Here is a 21,925-nt window from a genome sequence, read left to right as displayed (position 1 = left end):
CCAATTATTATTAGTAAACCTGAACACTCTGTACATTCTAAATACTAATAAATTAATTCAAACAAAGACATTGACTAATCGTAAGAAAGGCATGAACCCAGTAGATTACCGGGTTCATGCCCTCAAGGTTGCCTAATTAAATAAAGTGTCTAACTTTTTGGGTTCACTTCAATTAAAGTCTCTTTTTGTAAACAACAAGGGCCAGGGTTAGTCTCATCCTGATCTATTAGATTGAAGAAACTGGCTAGCAAAGATCCCACGACGCTTGCTTTGATGAGGCTTGGCAGACAGTCGGCGGAAAGGGAGGGATTTCTTAAAAGGACTTTGAACGTTTTTAATAAAAAAAACTGCAGACACACTCAATTATTTCGAGTTTGCCTGCAGTCAGAGACATCATTGAGTCTCTTTGTTCTTTATATTAAGGTTGATTTCCTTCTATTATATACGTTTAGCACCAATATACTTTGGCTTCCAATAACTATTATTGGTCTTAGCGTATGAAACTCCTTTAGATGATGATGAGTGTATGAATTCATTGTTTCCTATGTATATAGCCACATGTGTAGGTTTTTTCGCTTTATTTGGTGCAAAAAACAGTAAGTCACCTTTTTGCAGACTTTTAACTTTCTTTCCTTTTATATATATGTCAGCAGCGGTTCTTGGTAAATTCTTACCAGCCTTTTGGTATGAATACTTCACTAAACCGGAGCAATCAAATCCTGAAGAAGAAATGCCACCCATTTTATATTTGGTACCTAATTCACTTTTAGCCACTTTAATCGCTTTTGTATGATATGAAGCAGCTTCCACCGGGTCCCCAGCAAAAGATGCGGTTACAAGCATGATAGCCAATGACAATCCAACGACAATTTTCTTAAACAAATCATTTTACCCCCTGATGCAATTTGCTAAACTTAATATACTAGAAAAGGTATATCACTCGCATCACAGGATCTTTACAAAAATGTTACATTTAGTAGATTCAGGAAGAATGACCATATAAAACATAAAAAAAGTCGAATCAAGTGTCCCTTCAATTTAAAGTTACTCTACCTAATAGAAAAAACAGTGGTAAGGAAACCACTGTCAAAATTCTTTTGAGAAAAATGGAAGAAATAACTTTACCCCACGTTTGTTAAAAGGTAAACATTTCAAATCTGCAATTAAATGACTTATGTATCCTAATAAACAAGTAGTGAAAATTCCGTCTATCCCCATAAAGGCTTCGAATTGATGGGCAATGATGCCAAAGAAAGCGATACCTGCAATCGAATGTGTATAACTTCTATGTGGTGTAAACGAAGCTATGATAATATAAACTCCTAACAGCCACAGCCAGCTTTCCTGCAAAGATAAACCGCCGCCTAAAACCGCTAATCCGGTCAAGGTCAACATATGCCGTTGTCTGATGAAAGATGAAATGATGATGATTCCGATTCCTGCCCCTACACCGATCCATTTTTCCGTTTCAGAGCCTTCAAAAAGACTATAAATGATCATTAGTATCCCAATCGTTTGTGCTATCGTTCGAATAAACTTATGGGAAAAAGTAATCCTATTACTTAACTTCCCATCAATATCCATATCGGGCATAAGGCCTGAAACTCCCCCAATGCCAACCAAGAATAAAGTGGTGGTTGGATCTGTTTGAAGCGTGTTTGCTGTCAAGAATCCAACTGTTGCCCCTAATGCCATGTGTGCTGTACCGTTCACTGTCTCTCTCCTGTCCCACTAAGAAGTAATCTCTGTTCCCAAGAAACGAATGTTTGTTCGAAGCTCTGTATTCTAACTATACAATATTTTTGGGGGAATTTCTTTATTTTTTATAAAAAAGCCGTAGTAACCAATAATTTGAGCTTGAAAATCCCTCATTCTAAATTAAAATCACTTTTTCCAGAAAGTCTTTAATAGTTTTTTAAGTAATTTTCATCACATAAAACCGCAAAATATTTTTCTATAAATTGTAGTTTTTCATGAAATTTTATCCATCATATGAATATACTAATCTATAAGGGGAGTGATTCAGATAGCCTTTTTAAATGCCTTTAATAATTTTAAAAATGGGAAAAAGTCCAAGAAAATAAAAAACATGGATTTTCGGGAACAACACGTAAAGAAATCGTCTGAGCTCATCGGGAATAATGAAATTGTCCAGAATATAATTAACAATCACCTTTCCAAAAAAAATAACCACTTGTAGGGTGGTTTTTTTAATTATTATGGGAGATCGTTTCATTCTTTTCCAGCTTCTCACTCGTATCGTAAATATAGTGAAACTGTAAATAGTAATCGTATATGACATTTTGCAGGATCTTAAGCAGTGATTTATCGAATGTATCGAATTCAGTTTGGTAACTATTTAAAACAGTGACAAATTTCCCTTCCATGTTTTCGAAATAATGGATAAGAAAGTTCTTGTAATATTCACTATCACTATTGCTTTTATTCGAAATGCATGGATCGCCGGTTTGAATGGATTTATCAAGCATCGCTTTGATGGATTTAGGCAGCTTTGCTTTTTTGAACTGGTTCAGTGTATAGATATCGTAGGTAAATGAAAGTCCTAATTGATTGGAATAAAACTCTATGGCACAGTCCAATGTATAGATTAAGGGAGTTTTAAAGTCCTTGCTGTTTGCAATTTCCTCTGATATCTCCAATTGATATTCCTCGGATGTTAAATACGCAGCAAATTTCATTTTTGAACTGCTCATGCTGAATACTTCATAAACGGCTGCATCTTGTTTTTCAATTTCAATTTCAATATTAAAAAATTTAAAGTGTTTTAAACGGTAAAAAGCAATCGGTGCTAATAGGAAAAGCAATATCCAAACAAGGTAAAGAAATAACGTGTTAAAGATGATTTGATAAAATTCAGACGTTACGATCGGTTCGATGATTAACGATATCAATGTATGTTCAAAGCCCTGAGAGATTGGGGGATTTGTGGCAGGACCAACGGCTTCCTCTGGCTTTTTCAAAGTTTGGATCCCTAATTGAGCCATTGCAACTAGCGTATAAACAAAAATTAAAATTGTCCCGATCACATAAAATTTTGGCATGAATCCTATAATCCTGTCGAAAACAGAAATCCGCTTATCTTTCTGCTCCTCTATAGCCAATGTGGTTTCTCCTTTTAAGATTATTAATATCAGGAAAAGTCTACAGGGACTTAGAAATTCCTGGAGACTATCTATTTAATTTATATGATTGTAATTGTGTGAAAATACATAAAATTCGTATAATTATTGACATATTCCAAAATACTTTCGACGTTTTCATTAAAATTAAAAATATTTCGTCGTTAAAAATGCCCAACCTCTTCATTGAAAATGAAAGGATGAGCAAAAGTTAAGGTGATTTATTTAGGACGGCCCCTTTATCGCAAATTCTTCGACCTTCCTTAAAAACAGCTCCATGGCTTTTGAGGCTTCAAGGTCTAACTTTTTCACGATTGAAAAAGGCCTTATAATGGGCTCATTTTTCAAATGAAAGGTTTTCAATTCATTGGACCTCAGTTCTTTTTGTACAGTCAATCGAGATAACAGGGCAATGCCAAGCCCAGCCATCACCGCTTCTTTCACTCCTTGGATACTGGTGAAAATAAACGTTTTCTTTATGTTTAACTCCAGGCTACTCAGAAGTTTATCTGAATATGTACGGGTTCCCGATCCTTGCTCCCTGAGCACCCATGTTTGGTTTTGAAGCAATGTGCCCTCGATGAGATCCATTTGTGAAAGTGGATGAACCGGGGGGACGACGACAATCATCTCGTCATTCATGAATGGTCTGACATCAATATCCTTATAATTCGTTTCACCTTCAATCAAGCCTATATCAAGCTTATTCGAACGTATACCTTGTATGACTTCATTTGAATTCGAGATGATGATTTGTATGTCCACCATCGGATATTGAGCCGCAAATTCCGCTAAAACTTTTGGCAGGTAGTATTCCCCTATCGTGAAGCTTGCACCTATTTTCATCGTTCCGCTAACCACGTTATTAAATTCATTTATTTCTCTTATTGCTGTCTCATAATGATCAAGCATTTGCTTAGCATGTCTATACAAAATTTTTCCCGGCTCTGTTATTTGTACTTGTTTGGGAGAACGATAAATTAATTTCGTCCCTAACTCATTTTCCAGATTTCTTATGTGAAGACTGACTCCCGGCTGCGACAAGTTCAGAATGTCCCCTGCTCTTGAAAAGTTTTTCTGTTCGATTACGGTGACGAATACTTTTAACGGATCCATGGCAACCTCCCTTATTTATTTATGTGTTTCATTTTATCATAAGTAAAAGTAATCTTTGAAATAGCAAAAATATATTTCACTTATTTTTAATTTAGCTTTAAAGTTAAGGCATCAACAAAGATGGAGTGATCACACTGGAACAAACAAACGTAGAAACTAAAAAACTTGGATTTACAAAAGGAATAGCATTGACTTTGCTAATCGCCATTGCTGCAAAATACTTAGCGGAGCTTCCATTCCTTCATATAATGGGACAGTTAGTCATTGCGATACTGATTGGTGTTGTATGGAAAGCGATCATTGGAGTCCCAGCTTACACCGTTTCAGGGACAAATTATTCAAGTAAAGTCCTTTTGAGAATGGGCATTATCCTATTGGGAATGCGCCTGAATCTAAAGGATATATTTAATGCCGGTCCGAAAACATTTGCAGTGGGTGCCATTTGTCTTGGATTTGCTATATTGGTAGTTTATGGATTGACCCGTCTTTTTAAAGTTGAGAAAAAGCTAGGCATATTGACAGCTTGCGGAACGGGAATTTGTGGCGCTGCTGCCATCTTGGCAATTTCCTCCCAAATAAAAGCAAAAGAAAAAGATACAGCAATAGCCGTAGCGACGGTTGCTGTTTTAGGTACAACCTTCACTTTCGGTTATACAATCCTATATCCATTATTGGAGTTATCCGATCAAGGATATGGTATATTCTCGGGTGCGACACTCCATGAAATCGCTCACGTGATCGCTGCAGCGGCGCCAGGGGGAAATGAGGCAGTCGACTTGGCAGTCGTGGTCAAATTGACAAGGGTGGCTCTGCTCATTCCCGTTGCCATTTTAATCGGATTCATCATGAATTGGAAAGATCGATCAAGAGAAAACGGAAAGAGATTTTCCTGGAAGTCCATACAAATACCTTGGTTTATTTTTGGATTTTTGTTAATGAGTGCCCTTTATTCTACAGGTGCAGTTCCTGAAACCATAGCCGATAAACTTGTTATGCTTTCCTATATCCTCATGGCTATGGCCATGGCAGGACTAGGATTGAATATTGACCTCGTCACCTTTAGGAAATATGGCGGTAAACCTTTTATAGCTGGACTGATCGGCTCTATATTATTGACTTGTCTCGGGTATGTATTAGTTCACGTATTCCATTTAAATTAAGTTTTAGATTAAAACAAGCATCCCTTAATCGGCATGCTTGTTTTTTTCTATTGGATGCGGAATATTGGCACCGTAAAAAATTTCATCCATCTCCGTTCGAAGCCTTTCTATAATTTCTTGCCTTTCTTCTGTATTCAGTTTTTCCTCTGTATAGCCGAATAGGTAATTATTAATATCGAATCTTTTCAGCTTACATTTTGTATGGAATATATTTTCCTGGTATACATTCACATCAATCATGTCATATAAACCCTTCACTTCATCAGGAATATAGTTTTGAATGGAATTAATATCTTGATCAATGAACAATTTCCGCCCATCTTTATCTCTCGTAAAGCCTCTTACTCGATAATCGATCGTGATAATGTCGGTATCGAAGGAATGAATGAGATAATTAAGGGCTTTAAGAGGTGATATTTCCCCACAAGTAGAGACATCGATATCGGCCCTGAATGTGCTAATGCCTTCATTTGGATGGAATTCAGGATATGTATGTACGGTAATATGGCTTTTATCCAGTTGCATGACCACATTATCAGGTAAAGGCCCTGGTGATTCTTCATAAGTTCCTGTAGGTACTTCTACGACAGGACCTTCTGAAACAAGAATCGTTACACTTGCTCCTTGAGGTACATAATCCTGTTTGGCCGTATTTAAAACATGTGCCCCTATTAAATCAGAAACATTGTGCAAGATCTTCGAAAGCCGCTCTGCATTATATTGTTCATCGATATAATCCAGGTAGGCCTCTCTCTCTTCCCTCGTTTTTGTATAACATATATCATACATATTAAAGCTTAAAGATTTCGTAAGATTATTAAAGCCATGAAGTTCAATACGTTGCTCTGGTGTAAGTTTCATGATTGATTCCCCTTATATTTTTTTACGACTACCCTTATAGTTACCCTTTTTCTGAAATAAAAAACTAAGTCTGCCAGTCTGAGCTTCTGACTTCCAATCGGTAATTGTCATTTCTGGCCAAGGAAGAGCCATTGCATTAACATGCAATGGCTCTTTTGATTTAGGCAGTATGAGTTTTTTTCTTTTTTATCGGTGAAAGAATTCGTTCCAGCCATCCTAGTATCAGATCTGAGAGAATGGCCATCAATGCCGTCGGAATTGCTCCTGCAAGTATGATTGCCGTTCCATTTGAAGCATTTGTTCCCCTGACAATGATATCCCCCAGTCCGCCCGCGCCTACGAATGTACCGACCGCGGTTACTCCAATTGCAACGACAAGCGCTGTACGTAAGCCAGCCATGATGACAGACAGAGATAATGGCAGTTCGACCATTCTTAGTAACTGGATCTTCGTCATTCCCATTGCCTTGCCAGATTCTAAATAAGCATGATCGATACTTGTAATTCCGACATAAGTGTTCCTCAAGATTGGCAGTAAGGAATATAAAAACAATGATAAGATAACCGTATTTGTTCCTAACCCCATTACTAGCATCAGGAGAGCGAGCATAGCCAATGCTGGTGTGGTTTGTATGACATTCGTTATTGAAAATACCCAATTGCTCAATTTCTTATGTTTCGCGATGAAAATGCCTATCGGGATGGCTACTATTGCTGCAAATAAAACTCCATAGGCGGACATTAAAAAGTGGCGATAAAATTCAGTAAGTACATACATCCAATTTTGGGAATAATAAGTTCCCAGCTGTTGCAAGGTTTCCATTAGTGTGCACCTCCCATTTATTCAAAGTATTTATGTGCTTTAAGGAATTCCGATGCTACGACCGATGGTTCCTTCAAGTTCCCATCCACTTCATAGTTCAGTTCCTGCATGGTTTCAGTAGTGATTTCACCAATTAACTTGTTAAGCTCCTCTTCAATTTCAGGATATCGTTCCAATAATTCTTCGGTAACGACCGGTGAACAGTCATATGGAGGGAAATATTGTTTATCATCTTCCAAAAGCTTCAAATCATTAACCTTAATCCGTCCATCTGAGGAGTATGCAAGGACAATATCCATCTGACCATTTTTGACTGCATCGTATACCAAGCCAATCTGCATCGGATAAGTTTCCCCAAATTCCAATCCATATGTATCGACGAACCCTTTATAACCATCGCCTTTTCTTTTCAGCCAGGCACTGTCTACACCTAACCTTAAATTATCTGCATCCTTTTCCAAATCCGATATTTTCTGATACCCCTTTTCCTCTGCCAATTCATTTGAAATCGTAAAGGCATAAGTGTTATCGAATCCGTAAGAATCAAAAAATTTGAACCCATATTGTTCTTTGAATTCCCTTTGAACGATTTCCATCGCCTTTACTGGATCCTTTTCAATTTCCTGCCCCAGCACACTCGTTAAATCAGTCCCTGTATATCGAGTTGCGGCTATGTCTATATCACCGGTCTCCATCGCCTTTTGCTGAACGAAATTGGACCCTAGATTTTTAATGATTTTCGTATCAACTTCCGTATTCCTTTCAAGGAGTTGAGCGATCATGTTCGCCAAGATCTCGGATTCGGTCATGCTTTGGGCACCGATTTTTACAGTAGTTTCAGAAGATGACCCTAAACCAGGCAAGGAGCACCCGGTGATCACTAATGAACAAACTAAAAGGGTCATGAAAATTGTACGTCTCATTTTTTTATACATGGTAATCCTCCTCAAGCAACTTCCTTCATACCTTTCAAACCTTTTGGTACGACTTTTCGTTCAATGATCGAGAATACATAATCCACCAGGATAGCCATGATGATTACCGGAACTGCACCTGCGATGATATATTCTGTTTGGTATAAATTCAAACCGATAAAAATGTAATCTCCAAGTCCCCCGCCTCCAATAAAGGAAGCTAAGGTGGCCCATCCAATTAAATAGACGGAAGCCGTACGGATGCCAGCCATAATGACGGAAAGCGCAAGCGGGAATTCAACCAGACGAATTCTCTCCCAGCTTGTCATCCCGATTCCGCGTCCGGATTCCAGAAGATTTTCATTTACGCCTTTAATGCCTGTGTATGTATTTCTGAGAATGGGTAAAACGGAATAGAAAAATAACGCAATGATTGCGGGTGTTTTCCCAACTCCGAGGAAAGGAATGAAAAAGGCTAGTACCGCTAAGCTCGGCAATGTCTGCATAATGTTTGCCATTCCGATTATTATCGAAGAGGTCCTTTTCATTCGCGTCAACATGATCCCTAGTGGTACGGCAACTATTATTCCAAGGAAAACAGCGATCAAGGATATATATAAGTGCTCCCACGCTTTATAAACCAATTCTTGCCAGTTCGTTTGTAAAAAATCGAGCAAAGTTTCCATCTCATTCACCTCCTAAATCATTTCTGCCATTTCTTCCATTTGATTTTCTTCTTCTCCCCAGATGCTGTCATATACGATGTCCACCAATGTAGCCCTAGTGACGATTCCGACCAAATGTTTATTGTGGTCAACTACCGGCACGTATTTGAATCCTCGTTTTAAAATCTTCTGAACGGAATCGCGGATTAAAGTATCCTGTTTCACTGAATAGACTTCAGTATTGATTACTTCACTGATATATTTAGCCTTTTTACGATATTCACTGATCGTTTCAACATCCACGAACCCTTTCAACACATTTTGCTCATCGACCACAAGTAAAGAATCTACCCGTTTCTTGCGCATGATCGTAATTGCATCTGTAAGCGATTTTTCCTCTGTAATGGATATTGGGTGTCGACTCATGATCTGTTCAACCAACTCAACATTCGGTCTTGTTTGAAGCAGGCGATCTTTGCCGATGAATTCTTCTACAAACTCATTGGCTGGGTTTCTGAGAATTTCATCCGGTGTTCCCACTTGGACGATTTCACCAGCTCTTAAGATGACAATCCTGTCGGCTAGTTTAATGGCCTCATCCATATCATGGGTAACAAAAACAATTGTTTTATCAAGTGTGCGCTGTAGATTTTTAAATTCCTCCTGAAGGGCATCGCGGGTGATTGGATCTAGGGCGCCAAAAGGTTCATCCATTAAAATGAGTGGAGGATTTGAAGCTAGTGCTCTGAGAACGCCTATCCTTTGTTGCTGCCCGCCGCTCAATTCGTAAGGATACCTTTCCAAGTATTCAGGACCCATATCAACAAGCTGAAGCAATTCCAGTGCGCGTTCCTTTTTCTTCAGTTCATTCCACTTGAGAAGCTTTGGAACGAGGGTGATATTTTCAAGAATCGTCATGTGAGGGAAAAGTCCGATTTGCTGGATAACGTACCCTATCTGTCTTCTTAGCTCGACTGGATCTTTATCCAGTATATTTTCACCATTAATAAGTATCTTGCCTTCCGACGGTTCGATAAGACGGTTAATCATTTTCATTGTCGTTGTCTTACCGCAACCACTCGGACCAATAAAACAAATGAACTCCCCTTTTTTAATATCCAATGATATATTTTTTACAGCTTTCTTTCCTCCCTTATAGATTTTCGATACATTTTCGATTTTTAACATAACAAGCACCTCCATCAGTTGCATAAAATTACAAATTTTACAAATATGTTAATTTTCATTTGCACAGTCTCTTGTACCCATTTAACAAAATGTATAAACCTTTTATTTTAAAAAAACTAGTTCATTGGAATTATATTGAACTAATGCCAAAAACTACCTCATTTAAAATGAGGTAGTTAAAAGATATATAAAATTAAAGATGAATTAAAATCCAATATTTTTAGAAATAAGGGTTTTTACGGTTTCATCTGTCCCTGTAAAGAAAGTTGTCAAAGGAATATCCCGGTGACGCTGGGCAATTTTATCGTCTCCTATATTTCCGTAGCCATCATGTAATTGCATGCACTTATCAGATATTCGCTTAGACATCTCCGTTATCCAATATTTAGCCATCGATACTTCAGCTATCATATTCGCCCCAGTCATATGTTTACAGATCAAACCATCAACAAATGTTCTTCCCAGATGAATATCTGTCGCTATTTCAGCAATGGTAAACTGTGCATTTTTATATTTACTTATTTTCTTATCAAATGCTTTTCGTCCTCTTATAAAATTCATCGTTAAGTGAAGCATTTCTTTTGCCGCCATTAAAGACCCGATCGCACACATTAGTCTTTCCTGCTGCAGTTTTTGCATGATATAAGAGAGACCCTTCCCTTCCTCCCCAAGGAGGTTGCCAACAGGAACTGAAGCATCATCGAAAAATAGTTCGGCTGTGTCTAAGCATCCCTGTCCTGTTTTACCAAGCTTCCTACCCCGTGAAAAACCTGGTGTATCTTTATCAATGATCAGCAAGCTGATCCCGCCCTGGGAATGAACAGCATTAAGATCAGTTTTGCATGCCACAATCATGAAGTCGGCCTTAAAGCCATTTGTGACAAACGTTTTGGCTCCATTGACAATATAATACCCATCTTTCCTAATCGCAGTGGTTTGGATATCCCCTAATTCCGAATCCATTCCCGGATCTGTCAATGCAAAAGCTGAAATCAATTCACCTGTAATGAATTTCGGTAAATATCTTTGTTTCTGATCTATTGTTCCAAATGAAGAAATATAAGGGGCTACAACATCAGAATGAATGGATATTCCTCCTAACGCTGATCCAACCATTTCCAATTCCTCTGCCAGCACAACTGAATATCCAAAATCTGCTCCTATTCCACCAAAGTCCACATCAAGCCACGGACATAAAAATCCATTGTCTCCAATCTTTTTCCAAAAGGAGCAAGGTATTCCCCCCTCCTTTTCCCATTGATCATAAAAGGGGACAGCCTCCTTGGCGAGAAATTCACGAATTGATTGTTTAAATAATAAGTGTTCTTCCGTTAGGAAGGAACGAGAATCATCCTTATTTATCTCCATCTTGCTAACCATGGGTTAACCTCCATTCTCTAACGATTTTGTACTTATAATCCATTAACATGATCAAGTTAAATATATCGTTGTAAACGGTTACATTAGCATATATCAAACTGTTAAAATGACCCACAATATTCTTGTTCAACAAAAGTATTGAATTCCCTTTTAAAAATCTAGTTTTCCCCATTTTAAATCTTTTTGTTTATTACTTAACTGCTTTGGATATGGTTTTATCATATATTCTGTCGAGGTCGTTTTTGGAATATATTTGTACTAATTTAGCAAAAATTCTTTTTTATTACCGATTAAAATGGGTACTTTAACGGGCTGTTAAACAAATAAACCAGCTATAGGATGTTAAAACCTTTGTTTCTCCTCTGCTTATTAACCAATACCCCTGCCCCCCCCTGCAGTGTCATAGCTTCGCTTGTTATACGATATCTAATTCCAGCCAACCTCCAACATGTTTCTACAAGTAGGGGGCGGAAAGTTTTCTTTACGAAAGCATGTCCCACGTACCTGTACGTCCTGCTCATTTTATATTGAAGCTACAGCACTTAACTATGTAAAAACAGGTGCGAAAGTATATAACCTAAACTTTACATAAAAAAAATACTCTGGAGTATATCTCATCCCAGAGTATTCTTTAACGCTATACTACTTTTTCATTAAACCGCATCTTTACCTTATCAAGTGTTTAAAAGCAGTAAACTTTTGGAGCAGTAATTTGTAATTCTTCCCCTGTATGTGGGTTTGAAGTACGATTTGTTCGGCCATAGATCTCAAATGCACCAAATCTAATCAAATTAGTGCTCATAAAAGGCTCTTGAAAGCTTTCCATGCACCAATTACTGTGATCCGACCGCTATATATATTCTCTATTCCTTCACAAATTTTAATCTTGGACTTTTCCATTAATGACAACACACTTCCCATTTGTAGGTTGCTTTATCATCTTTCCATCCTTGATGTATACAGTGTAAGTATTATTGACTTTAGCATCTAATCTTGCTAGGTCTCCCGTTATTGCTATGATATTTTTGACCGCTTCCCTCTTCAGGTTATCCATGACTTTCTTTTTCCATTGTTCCCGTTTGTTTTTTTGCTTATTTTCATCAACCATCAGGATCCCATCCTTTTTGTTTGATTTAGGTCTTCTCCGATAATAGTGTATTATATTTTTATCATCTTGTTACCTTTATGCTTTTCCTTATTGGGTTCTTTTTTTACTTTATAACGTAACAAGTAAGTAAATAGGATTTAATTAAAATGCTCACGCTAGTGATAACAAGAAAAGAACACACATAAAAACAGGATGCAACTGAAAGTTGCACCCTGTCTGAAAAAGGGATTTGCTTCATTTCGAATCAGCATAAATTCTCTGCGATAAACACCTCATCTACAATAGAGTAAATACAGGTATCTGACTAGAGTTTACCATCCAAAGCAACCATCCCCTATATCTTAAAAGTTTTATCAACTTTCAAAGCATAATTGATAATTATCGAATGAGTTTTCTGCTTTTACGTGCAAGCGAACCATCTCCTTGCTCGAAACGATTTTTAATGAAGCTTCCAGTAGTTAAGTTAAACGTCTTTAACTGACACCTCATCTACTGTATGATATGAATCACACGTAAATCACTAGCCCCTTATTCTTTATTTATAATGACCATCAGCGGGCAAAATATTATTGGTTGTTTATGGATATCAATAAAATACTCATCGTAGTTTAAGTACAATAAAAGGAGCGGAATTAAGCTAAACGACTCAGATAAAATCTAAACTAAGTTCGACGTTCTCCTTTGAAAGGGCGGTAATGCGCAAAAAAAGGCTGGCAGTCGTTAGTTTTCACCGACTTTCTGCACAACCTCTTGCATTCATACTGCATAATTAATAAAGAAACGATAAAGCATTATGAAGACTTCATTTGGATTATCGTGCATTCAACTCTGAACGATATTCATCTATAATCTCTTGTATCTCCGGATCGGCTCGGACATTTGTGACGTCGTAGAGGAATCCATCGGATTCAACCAACGTCATTTTCCCGTCTACTACTTCAAAAGTCAAATCCAGGCGTCCCAAATAATGTTCTTGTTCTCCGCCGGCTTGAGTAATGGGCACCATCACCTCTCCATTGAATTCGTATTCGGGCGTTTCGATGACCTTGTGTGTATCTGCGCCGATTACCGCTGAAACTCCTGGAACCTGAGCCAACTTGTGGTCTTCAGTGTTTCCGGCATGCGAAAGGACAATATTAATGTCTGACTTTTCACTCACTTCAGGAAGCAACTCATTCAACGCTTCTACCGGTTCGATGAAATCGAGGTCAGCAACATCATTCCAACCGCGAATTTCCGGCTTCATCGAAGTAAGGCCGATCATGCCGACTTTAACGCCATTGAAAGAAAAACTCTTCCAAGGCTTGACATTCTGAATGTACTTTCCTGTTTCCCTGTCAATGACATTACCAGTAAGGATGGGGAAATTCACGTTGCGGTGATAATTCTTTAACTGTTCATAACGGCTTTCCTGTGTGCCCTCTCCGGCAGGGTAAACGCGGAAGTCGTTGTTTCCGAGAACCATTGCATCATAGTCCAAAGCTTTCAAAAGCGACGTCTCCAACTCTCCTAAACCCGCCTGAAACTCGCCGCGCAAAAAGACATCTCCGCCATCGACCAGAAGCAGATTCTCCTCTTCATTGCGAACATTTTCAATGATGGTGGCATACTTCGCAATTGAATTGTGATGAATACTTCCATCAACCAGCGTGACGATGTCATCCAAATGACCATGAAAGTCATTCGTCTGGAGAATGGTGAGTTCAAACTTTTCTCCCTCCTTGAGCTTTTCTTCCGCAACTGCTGTTACGGGCTTTCCGACAAAAGCAGCAGCCACCGCCAGCGAAAAGCAGCCCGTCAATAACTTCATTCCCATTTTATTCATCCTATTTCCTCCAAGCAATTACTCTATTAAATTGTGGACACAAGTTATTTAGTTTCCAGTCTTTTCGGTTTTATCAAGTGCGACTAGTTTCGTTTTTTCTTCAGAGTTAGTTTTTACTTCTTTGTCATTACTGATCAAATCATTTGTTGCTTTTTTAAATTCATTTAAAGTTTTCCCGAAAGCACTTCCGATTTCCGGTAATTTAGAAGGACCAAAAATGATTAACGCAATGACTAGAATGAGAATTAGGCCGGGAATGCCGATACTAGATAACAATCTTCTCACCTCCTAAACTATGATGGTTTGTTCATACTCAAAAAATGAGATGATTACTTATAAAATTGGCATACCATGACGCTCTAAAGCAGCTGCTTCCAATATAGACATACCTTGTTCATCTGCAAATGCAGTAAGTTTATCCGAAACAACAGGAGCAAGACTTGCTGGTGGCAGAGCTTGGTTCATAGCTCGTCTACGGGTAGAATTTCTGCGTGCAAATGGTCCCCAAATCGCAAAGGTGATACCGGGTGTTTGCATATTTACAAAGAAAGTATTTCCATCCGGAGAAAATGTAGGGCCTGCAAATTCAGAACCGTTCATCCTATTTTCAGCGAAAGTATAAATATTTCCTTCAGGAGTCAATCCGACAATACGATCATTACCGCCTCCATCTTCGGCGATCCATAGATCTCCCCAAGGAGTGATTGTAATGTTATCTGGAGCTTCTAAATCATTTTTATCCGTAGACTCATAGAATAGTTCTAAAGTGTTTGTCGCTGGTGTGTAGCGATAAACACGGCCAAGGCGTGCTGAACCTGCACTTGTATCATCGAACCATAAGGTACCTTCAGAAAAATAAGCCCCTTCTAAGCGGCTAAACTGAATACAGCCTTTTTCCTTAGCGTCTTGCTGTGCGATTTCAGGATTTAATTTTTTCCAGACGATCCCGAATTTTTGTCTAGCACTAAATTGACTTGCAGCTGCAGCCGGTAATTCATCAATCGCTGCTGCCTCGAGTGTACCGCCCTTTTGCAGAGAACCTAGTTTTTGACTACGGTCATGTGGTGTAAAACGGTACAAGAAGCTTGGACTTGCGTCTTCCGTTAAATACCAAATCCCTGTTGAAGGGTCAACATGCCCAGCTTCATGAGAGAAATAACCCATATCACGGATCGGTGTTCTTGACATTTCATTTTCAGGATCAAGCGGATTTACTTCAAATACAAAGCCATGTCCCATATCACGGGTTTCTTCCATTGTTAACCAGGTACCCCAGGTCGTAGCTCCACCCGCACAGTTACGGATTGTACCTGAACTTGATACATACTGATCAATGACTTTATTATTTTGTCCAACGATTAATGTGGTTGTGCCGCCCGCAGCACCAGAACTCCAAGGTTTTTTTCCATTTACAGGGTAATCAGAATTTGTCCCATTTTCATGGTTTCTTACAAGTATGGTTGTACCCTTCTCTCCTTTATATGCAGCCATTCCATCATGAGCAGCAGGGACAAGGTCACCATTAGGCATGACATCACCAGTTCGTGAAAGCATTGTGTAATGAAATCCCCTTGGCAGATCAAGAATTCCATTTGGATCCTTTACTAGCGGGCCATATCCACCAAAACCGCTTGTTGGATTGCTAGATTCCACTGCAAACCCTTTTGTAGTTCCCGCAAGAGAAAATAATCCAGTTGAACCAAGTGTTAATGCTAAAGTGCTCATTCCGCCAACTTTTAAGAAATTACGTCTGTTTAAACCGCTATTGCTAGATATCATGAACATTACCTCCAAATTTTTTTTGAGGGATGCTATATTCCTTAAAGCAAACTCTCCCCTCAAAATTAACAAACCTTTTTAAATGTTCTGTTAATTGTTTGTGATTTTATATCTTTGCATGAAAAACAAGCTAAAAGTCACGGTTAATACACAAAAAATGGAGGTTATTACCACATTTACAACATGCATAAGGAGGAAATTGATGGTATGGATTCATAGTCGGGAAAATAATGAGGATTTTGTCATAAAAAGATCGATGCAGATTATTAAAGCTTTATAAAAGTTTGTAAATAATCCAAGATGAAAAACTTGTTAACCCGTTTTTTCTAGTAAATAATTGAATAGAGGAATCGGTTAAAGTCTGATTAACATTAGAACATAAATCAACAGTTTCATAAGGAATGGGTAGGAGAGACAACTTGTCTTTTTATTTTTCACTTTAAGAGGATAGATCCACCCATGATAACAATGAAAAATCTTATTGAACATTTGGAGGACTTGGTCCACATAACTTGAGGCATAGTATGGGTTTGTGGGGTTTAATGCTAGCAGCCTTATTGATTGATAAAGTTCACATAGGACTTTCGGTATCATAACCTACTGGTAGAGCAATTTAAAAAATAAAAGCCAGTCTCAAAAAAGGACTGGCAACTTTCTCTGATTACATTCTTTTTGCTCCTAAATATCTTTTTTTCCAATAGCTATTATCCATGGAGGTAATGCTAATGCCATTTGATGATGAGCTGTGTATGAATTGATTACCCCCTATATAAATACCAGCATGTGAGGCGCCAGTTTTATAAGTCTCGTAAAAGACCAAATCTCCAGCTTGTAGTTTGGAAACCTTTGTCCCCTTTTTATAAATTTCAGATACCGTTCTTGGTAAAGTGACATCTGCGCTTTTTTCGAAAACGTATTTTAGAAATCCGCTGCAATCAAAACCTTTAGGAGTAGTTCCCCCCCATACATACCGTACATTCAAATGTTTTTTTGCTTCTTTCACTATCGCAGAAGATTTATTGCTTCCTTTATTCACATTAGCTACGGTGGATGTCTGCTTTTTTACACCCAATGCTTTATATGTATTCGGACCTACAATACCATCAGCTTTTAAACCTTTATTTTTTTGGAACTTTACAACTGCACTTTTAGTAACCGTGCCAAAATATGTAGTTGTATTCTTACTCTTAAAATATTCTTTTTTCTTTAATATCTCTTGTAATTGTTTTACTTCGGTATGGGTCATACCACTTTTTAACGTCCGATCGCCCAATGCAGCATTACTAACCAACGGATTTGATAGTAACAATCCTGACACTACAAAAGATGCTATAATTTTTTTCATTTTCTCCCCCGATAAAATCCTTTTTTATTGATTTTACCAGCTTTAAGTGACAAACATATTTACCTAATTTTACATTATGATTACAATTTTATGCATAAAGTGCGAAAAAAATACAAAATATCTAAAATACCCCTAGCATTCTTTTTCTTTCTTATTTTGAATTTGATTATTAATCATACTTTCAAAAGGCCGCCAAATGACAGCCTTATTATGTCGCAAACACACTCGTTAGTTGCTTAAGACCTATTGAAAGTTGAAACAAACTATGTAATAAACAAGCACTATCCTTATGGTCTGTACCCGTAGCCAAACCCGAATAAAAAAGTAATAAATAAAAAAATGGCAGCTGATGGAATGAAGCTAACAACAACCAATCCTTTAGCTGTTTTGCTTTGTACACTTCTATACCATTTGTAATAAATAAAAAGGAGAATTACTGCCAAAGGCCAGAAATAATATCCAGCCATCGTGTCAACCCAGCCTGAATTTTTATCCCAATATATATCTGGTACAGGGAGGATATTCTCATATTGTCTATCAATTTTGTTTTTAGTTTTTATAAAGATATAAGAAATTACAGAATAATAAGCTACTATTGTAGCTTTTATCCACCAAAATAAAAACCTATTGGCCATTACTATAAAAAGATAATTGCCAGCATGATGAACAAACTTGTGTATTCCAAAACAAAATCACCTCTAAATCATCTTAACCAATTAATATATCAATTACCATAAAATGTTTTATGTTAACCGCTACGAAGAGATTATGTTTGTTGATAAAGATTACATTTTTAAACTAATTTAGGTAACGACAAAAAGAGGGTACCCCCAAGGCAGTGCCCCCACTATTATGTGGGACTCTGCCCCATTGGGCTAGCCTCTCATTGTTAAGCAGTTTTACTTAGTTTCAGATTCATTTTTGCCCATGCCTTCAGCTAATTGTTCAAATGATTTAACCTTACCATGTGGATTCTGCGATTGTTTACGATCTTTCCATTGGCGTTCTTCTTGTCGCTTAGATTGAGTCATCTAAATTGCCCCTTTACATAAAGTTCAGTATACCGTTAGAAGCATGAAAAGCCTCCACCAATTGACTCGTGCAGTCATCACTTATCATGAGGCCGAGTCTGGCAAATATTAATTAATGCATGCCTTTCCACTCACCTTGATTTTTAGATGCTTTTTCTTTCTTTGCTTTATCTTTATGTGCTTGATTAGCGTTTGCACTGCCAAATTCTTGAGAGAATTCTGAATCAGTTTTGCTTGAATTGATTCCTTGTTTATTCTTTTGGTCTGCATCATTTTTCTTTGTTCGTTTTGCCATGGATACCCCTCCTTCTTACCTTTAGTATGAGATCAAAAAGAAGAAATATACCCCGCATTAAAGCTGATAGTAACATGAACCTTTCATGTAATTCGGGTAAAAAACAAGGTGAATAATAAGTTCCGATTCGGTTATTTTATAAGTTACATACCTAATTCCGTTTTTAAAAGGTGTTTGAAATTAACTTAGCACCAGAATTTCTTGAATTGGATTTACCATTAATGACAATACACTTCACATTTAAATGTTGCTTATCATCCTTCCATCCTTGATGTTGAAAGTAAGTATTATTGACTTTAGCATCAAATCTTGCATGGTCTCCTACCATGGTATTTTTGACAGCTTTCCTCTTCTAATTATCTTTAACTTTCTTTTTCCATTATTCCCGTTTGAGTTTTTTGCTTTTTTCATTAGCCATCAAGATCCTTATGATTTTTCCTTTTAAACCGTTTTGAATTATGTTTTGTACTATTACAAAACAGGTTACGGCAAAATCAGTGAATGATTCAGGTACAAGCCTTTTAGCAAGAAATAATAAACGATTACCAAGCAAGGGTTTTCCTCAAAAATATATTTTATGATATGATAGGTAAATTGTTTATCTTCCCTGTGACACATATACATTCATCTAAGAAAAGAGGTATTTATGCACGACACAGAATTATCCAAGCGACATTGGTTACTCATTTTAACACTTACTTTATTAACATTTGTTCTCGGGACAAGCGAATTTGTTATCATCGGGATCTTAACCGATATTTCCTCGAGTCTAAATATTACAAATGCAAAAGCAGGTACACTCGTTTCTGCGTTTGCCATTACGTTTGCCATTGCGACACCACTCGTGATGTCGGCAACAAGCCATTTTCCAAAACGTAAATGGATGTTGTTTTTGATAGGTTCGTTCATTATCCTGAATGCTTTGTGCGTAATATCGACGAGCTTCATAATGCTGCTTGCTCTTCGGATGATGACTGCGATCGTAACAGGAGTTTTAATTTCACTTGCCATGATTGTTGCAAGTGAAACCATGCCAATCGCGAAACGTGGACTAGCTATATCATTCGTTTTCGGTGGTTTTACTCTTGCAAATGTAATTGGAGTACCAATAGGCACTGTCATCGCTGATTGGTACGACTGGAATGCTACCTTTCTTTTAACGACTTTTCTCGGTGGAATTGCGTTTTTGGCATCTTTCTTGATTTTGCCTACTATGCACAGTACATTTCGCAGTTCAATGCGTGAGCAATTTTCTTTGTTAACACACCCACGTATCTTAATGGCTTTTTTCATTCCTTCTCTTGGATTTGGTGCAACTTATGCCGTTTATACGTTTCTTGTTCCAATCCTGAAAGGAATGGAAGCACCGAGCAGTTCAATTAGTCTAATCTTGTTTGGCTACGGATTTATTTCCATTTTCAGCAACATTCTTGCTGGTAAAATTGCCAGCCACAATGCTATCGGACGTCTCCGGTTTGTTTTTCTCGTTCAAGCGATTGTTCTGGTCAGTTTATATTGGACCACAAATAACTTAATCTTGGGATTGGTTAATATTAGCTTAATGTCATTAATGGCCATCCTTTTAACAACATCTACCCAGCTTTATTTGATAGATCTAGCTGGCATTTATCAACCAAAAGCTACAGGACTAGCTGCTTCACTGATGCCAGTAGCAAGCAATGTCGGTATCGCATTTGGTTCTGCATTAGGCGGAGTTGTTTATCATCAGGGAAATTTGATGAATGTTACATTGGTAGGTGGGTTGGTTGCTATCTTTGCAAGTCTTCTAACTTTCCTAAGTCATCGCTTAGACCAAAAACAAAAAAAACTAGCATAAGAGAGAAGTTATCTGCGCCTTGGTATGCATCCTCTGGTACGTGCAATGGCATAATAAACGAGAAATGTTATTGTGGTTTTGAAACAAAGTGGCATCAAATTAAAATTAATACAAAAAATCTTGCTAGAGCATGTTTTGAAAAAGGATTGATTCAAAACATGCTCTTAACCGTATTCGAATGAATGATATTTTTTATAAAAAAGTTTGATCATTTTCCATTCTTCTTATAGGACCAACCAGCTAATAAGATGTCAATATCTTTCTCTAAAATCTTATTTCCCATATGATCTACTATTTTTGGCCATGCCCAATAGCCCTCCAAAACCTTTTCGGAAGGGTTTTTCTATGTGTCAGTTAATCGGGCAAAAGTTCCAGGAACATTTTTTCCTCTTTAAAAGTACGTAAATCCAATGAAGCAAATGATTAATGAGGAAAGTTTTTCCTTCTAATTTTCCTGATCCTTTCATTCTATTAGAATTAATTACCTAATCGAAACCCGCTTAATATTAAATCATCCCTTTTATACTCAAGTTGTTAAAATTTGAGGTATTCCCATCCGAAACATCCTTCAAGGTCGGAATATACGTTTCTATTTTACCTTCCATAAGCGAGAATAACTCTATTCTTTCCGGTAGCTGGCCTTTTCCTCAGGTGTATCAACTAAATACTTCTTTATGCTGAATGAGCTGTTTGACCATTCTGCCACTTCAAAAGTTAAGGAAAGTTCGGTTCCAACTCCTTAAGTCCCAACTAGCCTCAAACATGTTTCGGGCGGACAATTTACTTTAACGGATTAAGTCCTACGCCTCCGTATGTCCTACCCTGTCTACTGATAAAATAGATTCTATTAAAAAAGGTCAATAAGTAATTTTACTGGTTGACCTTAGAATACGAAAGCACCAGCTGGTCCATAGCTACCTACAGTTTTTGATATTACTACTTAATATACTGGGTCCCAATTTTTCAGTATTTGAATTAGAAAGGCGCACCTGCACTTCTACATTTTCCATTTCCGATGTAATTTCATCAAATCTTCCAGCCCAAGTTGGACTATCTTTTTCTGCAGTAGGATAAAGCCTGAAACGCCAACTAATTTCCTCTGGTATAAAAGCAAAACCTTCATAGCTATCGTAATTCCCATATGAAGATGGTTCTGGAAGGTGTACTCCAAGAATACTTACATTAGTTCGTGCAAAACTTGGTGGGCGCAACTGCACTTTATAAATTAATGCTGTTCCTTTTGAATTTGTAAGCTTTTTATCAATTGGTTCCAATACCATACTACAAGGCATAGTTGTTGCATTTATTTGAATAGGGGAAATGACAAAAGTTAAGATTATAAATATGCCCAAAACAATTTGTTTCAAACTAACACCTCTTACAATCATTTTGGTTTATTTTACCCTTATTATGATCTAAATATAAATAGTCCTCATTCAAGTAACCTGCCTCTCTAAT

20 protein-coding genes are annotated in these 21,925 nt (G+C 37.5%); 2 read left to right on the top strand and 18 right to left on the bottom strand.

The annotated features are described in order from the left end of the window. Positions 1 to 438: 438 nt before the first annotated feature. The 4 genes from ACQKFG_RS09505 to ACQKFG_RS09490 all read right to left on the bottom strand — a co-directional run bounded on the left by ACQKFG_RS09505 (position 439) and on the right by ACQKFG_RS09490 (position 4,256). Positions 439 to 882, bottom strand: coding sequence for a C40 family peptidase (locus ACQKFG_RS09505; RefSeq protein WP_427558188.1), 444 nt, complete (start codon positions 880 to 882; stop codon positions 439 to 441). 204 nt (positions 883 to 1,086) lie between these two features. Next, positions 1,087 to 1,713, bottom strand: coding sequence for a metal-dependent hydrolase (locus ACQKFG_RS09500; protein WP_349728419.1), 627 nt, complete (start codon positions 1,711 to 1,713; stop codon positions 1,087 to 1,089). 497 nt (positions 1,714 to 2,210) lie between these two features. Then, entirely contained in the window at positions 2,211 to 3,122 is a 912-nt protein-coding gene (locus ACQKFG_RS09495) for a hypothetical protein (RefSeq protein ID WP_192204883.1), read from the bottom strand. A gap of 243 nt (positions 3,123 to 3,365) precedes the next feature. Then, positions 3,366 to 4,256, bottom strand: coding sequence for a selenium metabolism-associated LysR family transcriptional regulator (locus tag ACQKFG_RS09490; RefSeq protein WP_192204884.1), 891 nt, complete (start codon positions 4,254 to 4,256; stop codon positions 3,366 to 3,368). Between the two features lie 134 nt (positions 4,257 to 4,390). Here ACQKFG_RS09490 and ACQKFG_RS09485 point away from each other — a divergent pair, with 134 nt between their 5' ends. Then, on the top strand, positions 4,391 to 5,416 hold the full coding sequence (locus ACQKFG_RS09485) for a YeiH family protein (protein WP_192208286.1): 1,026 nt from the start codon (positions 4,391 to 4,393) through the stop codon (positions 5,414 to 5,416). 24 nt (positions 5,417 to 5,440) lie between these two features. Here ACQKFG_RS09485 and speD read toward each other — a convergent pair whose 3' ends face one another. The 13 genes from speD to ACQKFG_RS09420 form a co-directional block, all read right to left on the bottom strand. Next, positions 5,441 to 6,277, bottom strand: coding sequence for an adenosylmethionine decarboxylase (speD, locus tag ACQKFG_RS09480; protein WP_427558183.1), 837 nt, complete (start codon positions 6,275 to 6,277; stop codon positions 5,441 to 5,443). Between the two features lie 160 nt (positions 6,278 to 6,437). Next, positions 6,438 to 7,100, bottom strand: coding sequence for an ABC transporter permease (locus tag ACQKFG_RS09475; protein ID WP_192204886.1), 663 nt, complete (start codon positions 7,098 to 7,100; stop codon positions 6,438 to 6,440). Between the two features lie 17 nt (positions 7,101 to 7,117). Beyond that, positions 7,118 to 8,035: an osmoprotectant ABC transporter substrate-binding protein gene (locus tag ACQKFG_RS09470; protein WP_286182189.1), complete on the bottom strand. Its 918-nt coding sequence runs from the start codon at positions 8,033 to 8,035 to the stop codon at positions 7,118 to 7,120. 11 nt (positions 8,036 to 8,046) lie between these two features. Further along, on the bottom strand, positions 8,047 to 8,700 hold the full coding sequence (locus ACQKFG_RS09465; protein WP_427558179.1) for an ABC transporter permease: 654 nt from the start codon (positions 8,698 to 8,700) through the stop codon (positions 8,047 to 8,049). Between the two features lie 12 nt (positions 8,701 to 8,712). Beyond that, complete coding sequence (locus ACQKFG_RS09460) at positions 8,713 to 9,867, bottom strand: betaine/proline/choline family ABC transporter ATP-binding protein (RefSeq protein WP_427558176.1); 1,155 nt, start codon at positions 9,865 to 9,867, stop codon at positions 8,713 to 8,715. Between the two features lie 204 nt (positions 9,868 to 10,071). After that, positions 10,072 to 11,247 carry an acyl-CoA dehydrogenase family protein gene (locus ACQKFG_RS09455; RefSeq protein ID WP_427558173.1) on the bottom strand — a complete coding sequence of 392 codons (1,176 nt, stop codon included), beginning with the start codon at positions 11,245 to 11,247 and terminating at the stop codon, positions 10,072 to 10,074. An 880-nt stretch (positions 11,248 to 12,127) separates the two neighbouring features. Beyond that, positions 12,128 to 12,355, bottom strand: coding sequence for a hypothetical protein (locus ACQKFG_RS09450; RefSeq protein ID WP_427558170.1), 228 nt, complete (start codon positions 12,353 to 12,355; stop codon positions 12,128 to 12,130). Between the two features lie 811 nt (positions 12,356 to 13,166). Then, positions 13,167 to 14,180 (bottom strand): bifunctional metallophosphatase/5'-nucleotidase, encoded by a 1,014-nt coding sequence (locus tag ACQKFG_RS09445; RefSeq protein WP_427558167.1) that lies wholly within the window; start codon positions 14,178 to 14,180, stop codon positions 13,167 to 13,169. A 48-nt stretch (positions 14,181 to 14,228) separates the two neighbouring features. Continuing rightward, positions 14,229 to 14,456, bottom strand: coding sequence for a twin-arginine translocase TatA/TatE family subunit (tatA, locus tag ACQKFG_RS09440; protein WP_192204891.1), 228 nt, complete (start codon positions 14,454 to 14,456; stop codon positions 14,229 to 14,231). A gap of 57 nt (positions 14,457 to 14,513) precedes the next feature. Then, positions 14,514 to 15,959 (bottom strand): alkaline phosphatase PhoX, encoded by a 1,446-nt coding sequence (locus ACQKFG_RS09435; RefSeq protein ID WP_427558164.1) that lies wholly within the window; start codon positions 15,957 to 15,959, stop codon positions 14,514 to 14,516. Between the two features lie 661 nt (positions 15,960 to 16,620). Next, the gene (locus ACQKFG_RS09430; protein WP_342613912.1) at positions 16,621 to 17,304 is read right to left on the bottom strand and encodes a C40 family peptidase; all 684 of its coding nucleotides are present in this window, start codon (positions 17,302 to 17,304) and stop codon (positions 16,621 to 16,623) included. Between the two features lie 899 nt (positions 17,305 to 18,203). Beyond that, positions 18,204 to 18,335, bottom strand: a complete 132-nt coding sequence (locus ACQKFG_RS09425) for a DUF6254 family protein (RefSeq protein ID WP_228467419.1) — start codon at positions 18,333 to 18,335, stop codon at positions 18,204 to 18,206. 112 nt (positions 18,336 to 18,447) lie between these two features. Next, positions 18,448 to 18,630, bottom strand: a complete 183-nt coding sequence (locus ACQKFG_RS09420) for a hypothetical protein (RefSeq protein ID WP_192204895.1) — start codon at positions 18,628 to 18,630, stop codon at positions 18,448 to 18,450. 646 nt (positions 18,631 to 19,276) lie between these two features. Here ACQKFG_RS09420 and ACQKFG_RS09415 point away from each other — a divergent pair. Then, the gene (locus ACQKFG_RS09415; protein WP_369619185.1) at positions 19,277 to 20,467 is read left to right on the top strand and encodes an MFS transporter; all 1,191 of its coding nucleotides are present in this window, start codon (positions 19,277 to 19,279) and stop codon (positions 20,465 to 20,467) included. 914 nt (positions 20,468 to 21,381) lie between these two features. On the opposite strand, the gene ACQKFG_RS09410 is transcribed toward ACQKFG_RS09415, so the two are convergent. Beyond that, positions 21,382 to 21,834, bottom strand: a complete 453-nt coding sequence (locus tag ACQKFG_RS09410; protein WP_427558159.1) for a hypothetical protein — start codon at positions 21,832 to 21,834, stop codon at positions 21,382 to 21,384. Positions 21,835 to 21,925 lie beyond the last annotated feature (91 nt).

This window comes from Peribacillus sp. NPDC076916 (assembly GCF_050269675.1).
GTDB classification, from domain to species: domain Bacteria; phylum Bacillota; class Bacilli; order Bacillales; family DSM-1321; genus Peribacillus; species Peribacillus aracenensis.
This window is presented reverse-complemented; position numbering and strand designations above follow the sequence as displayed.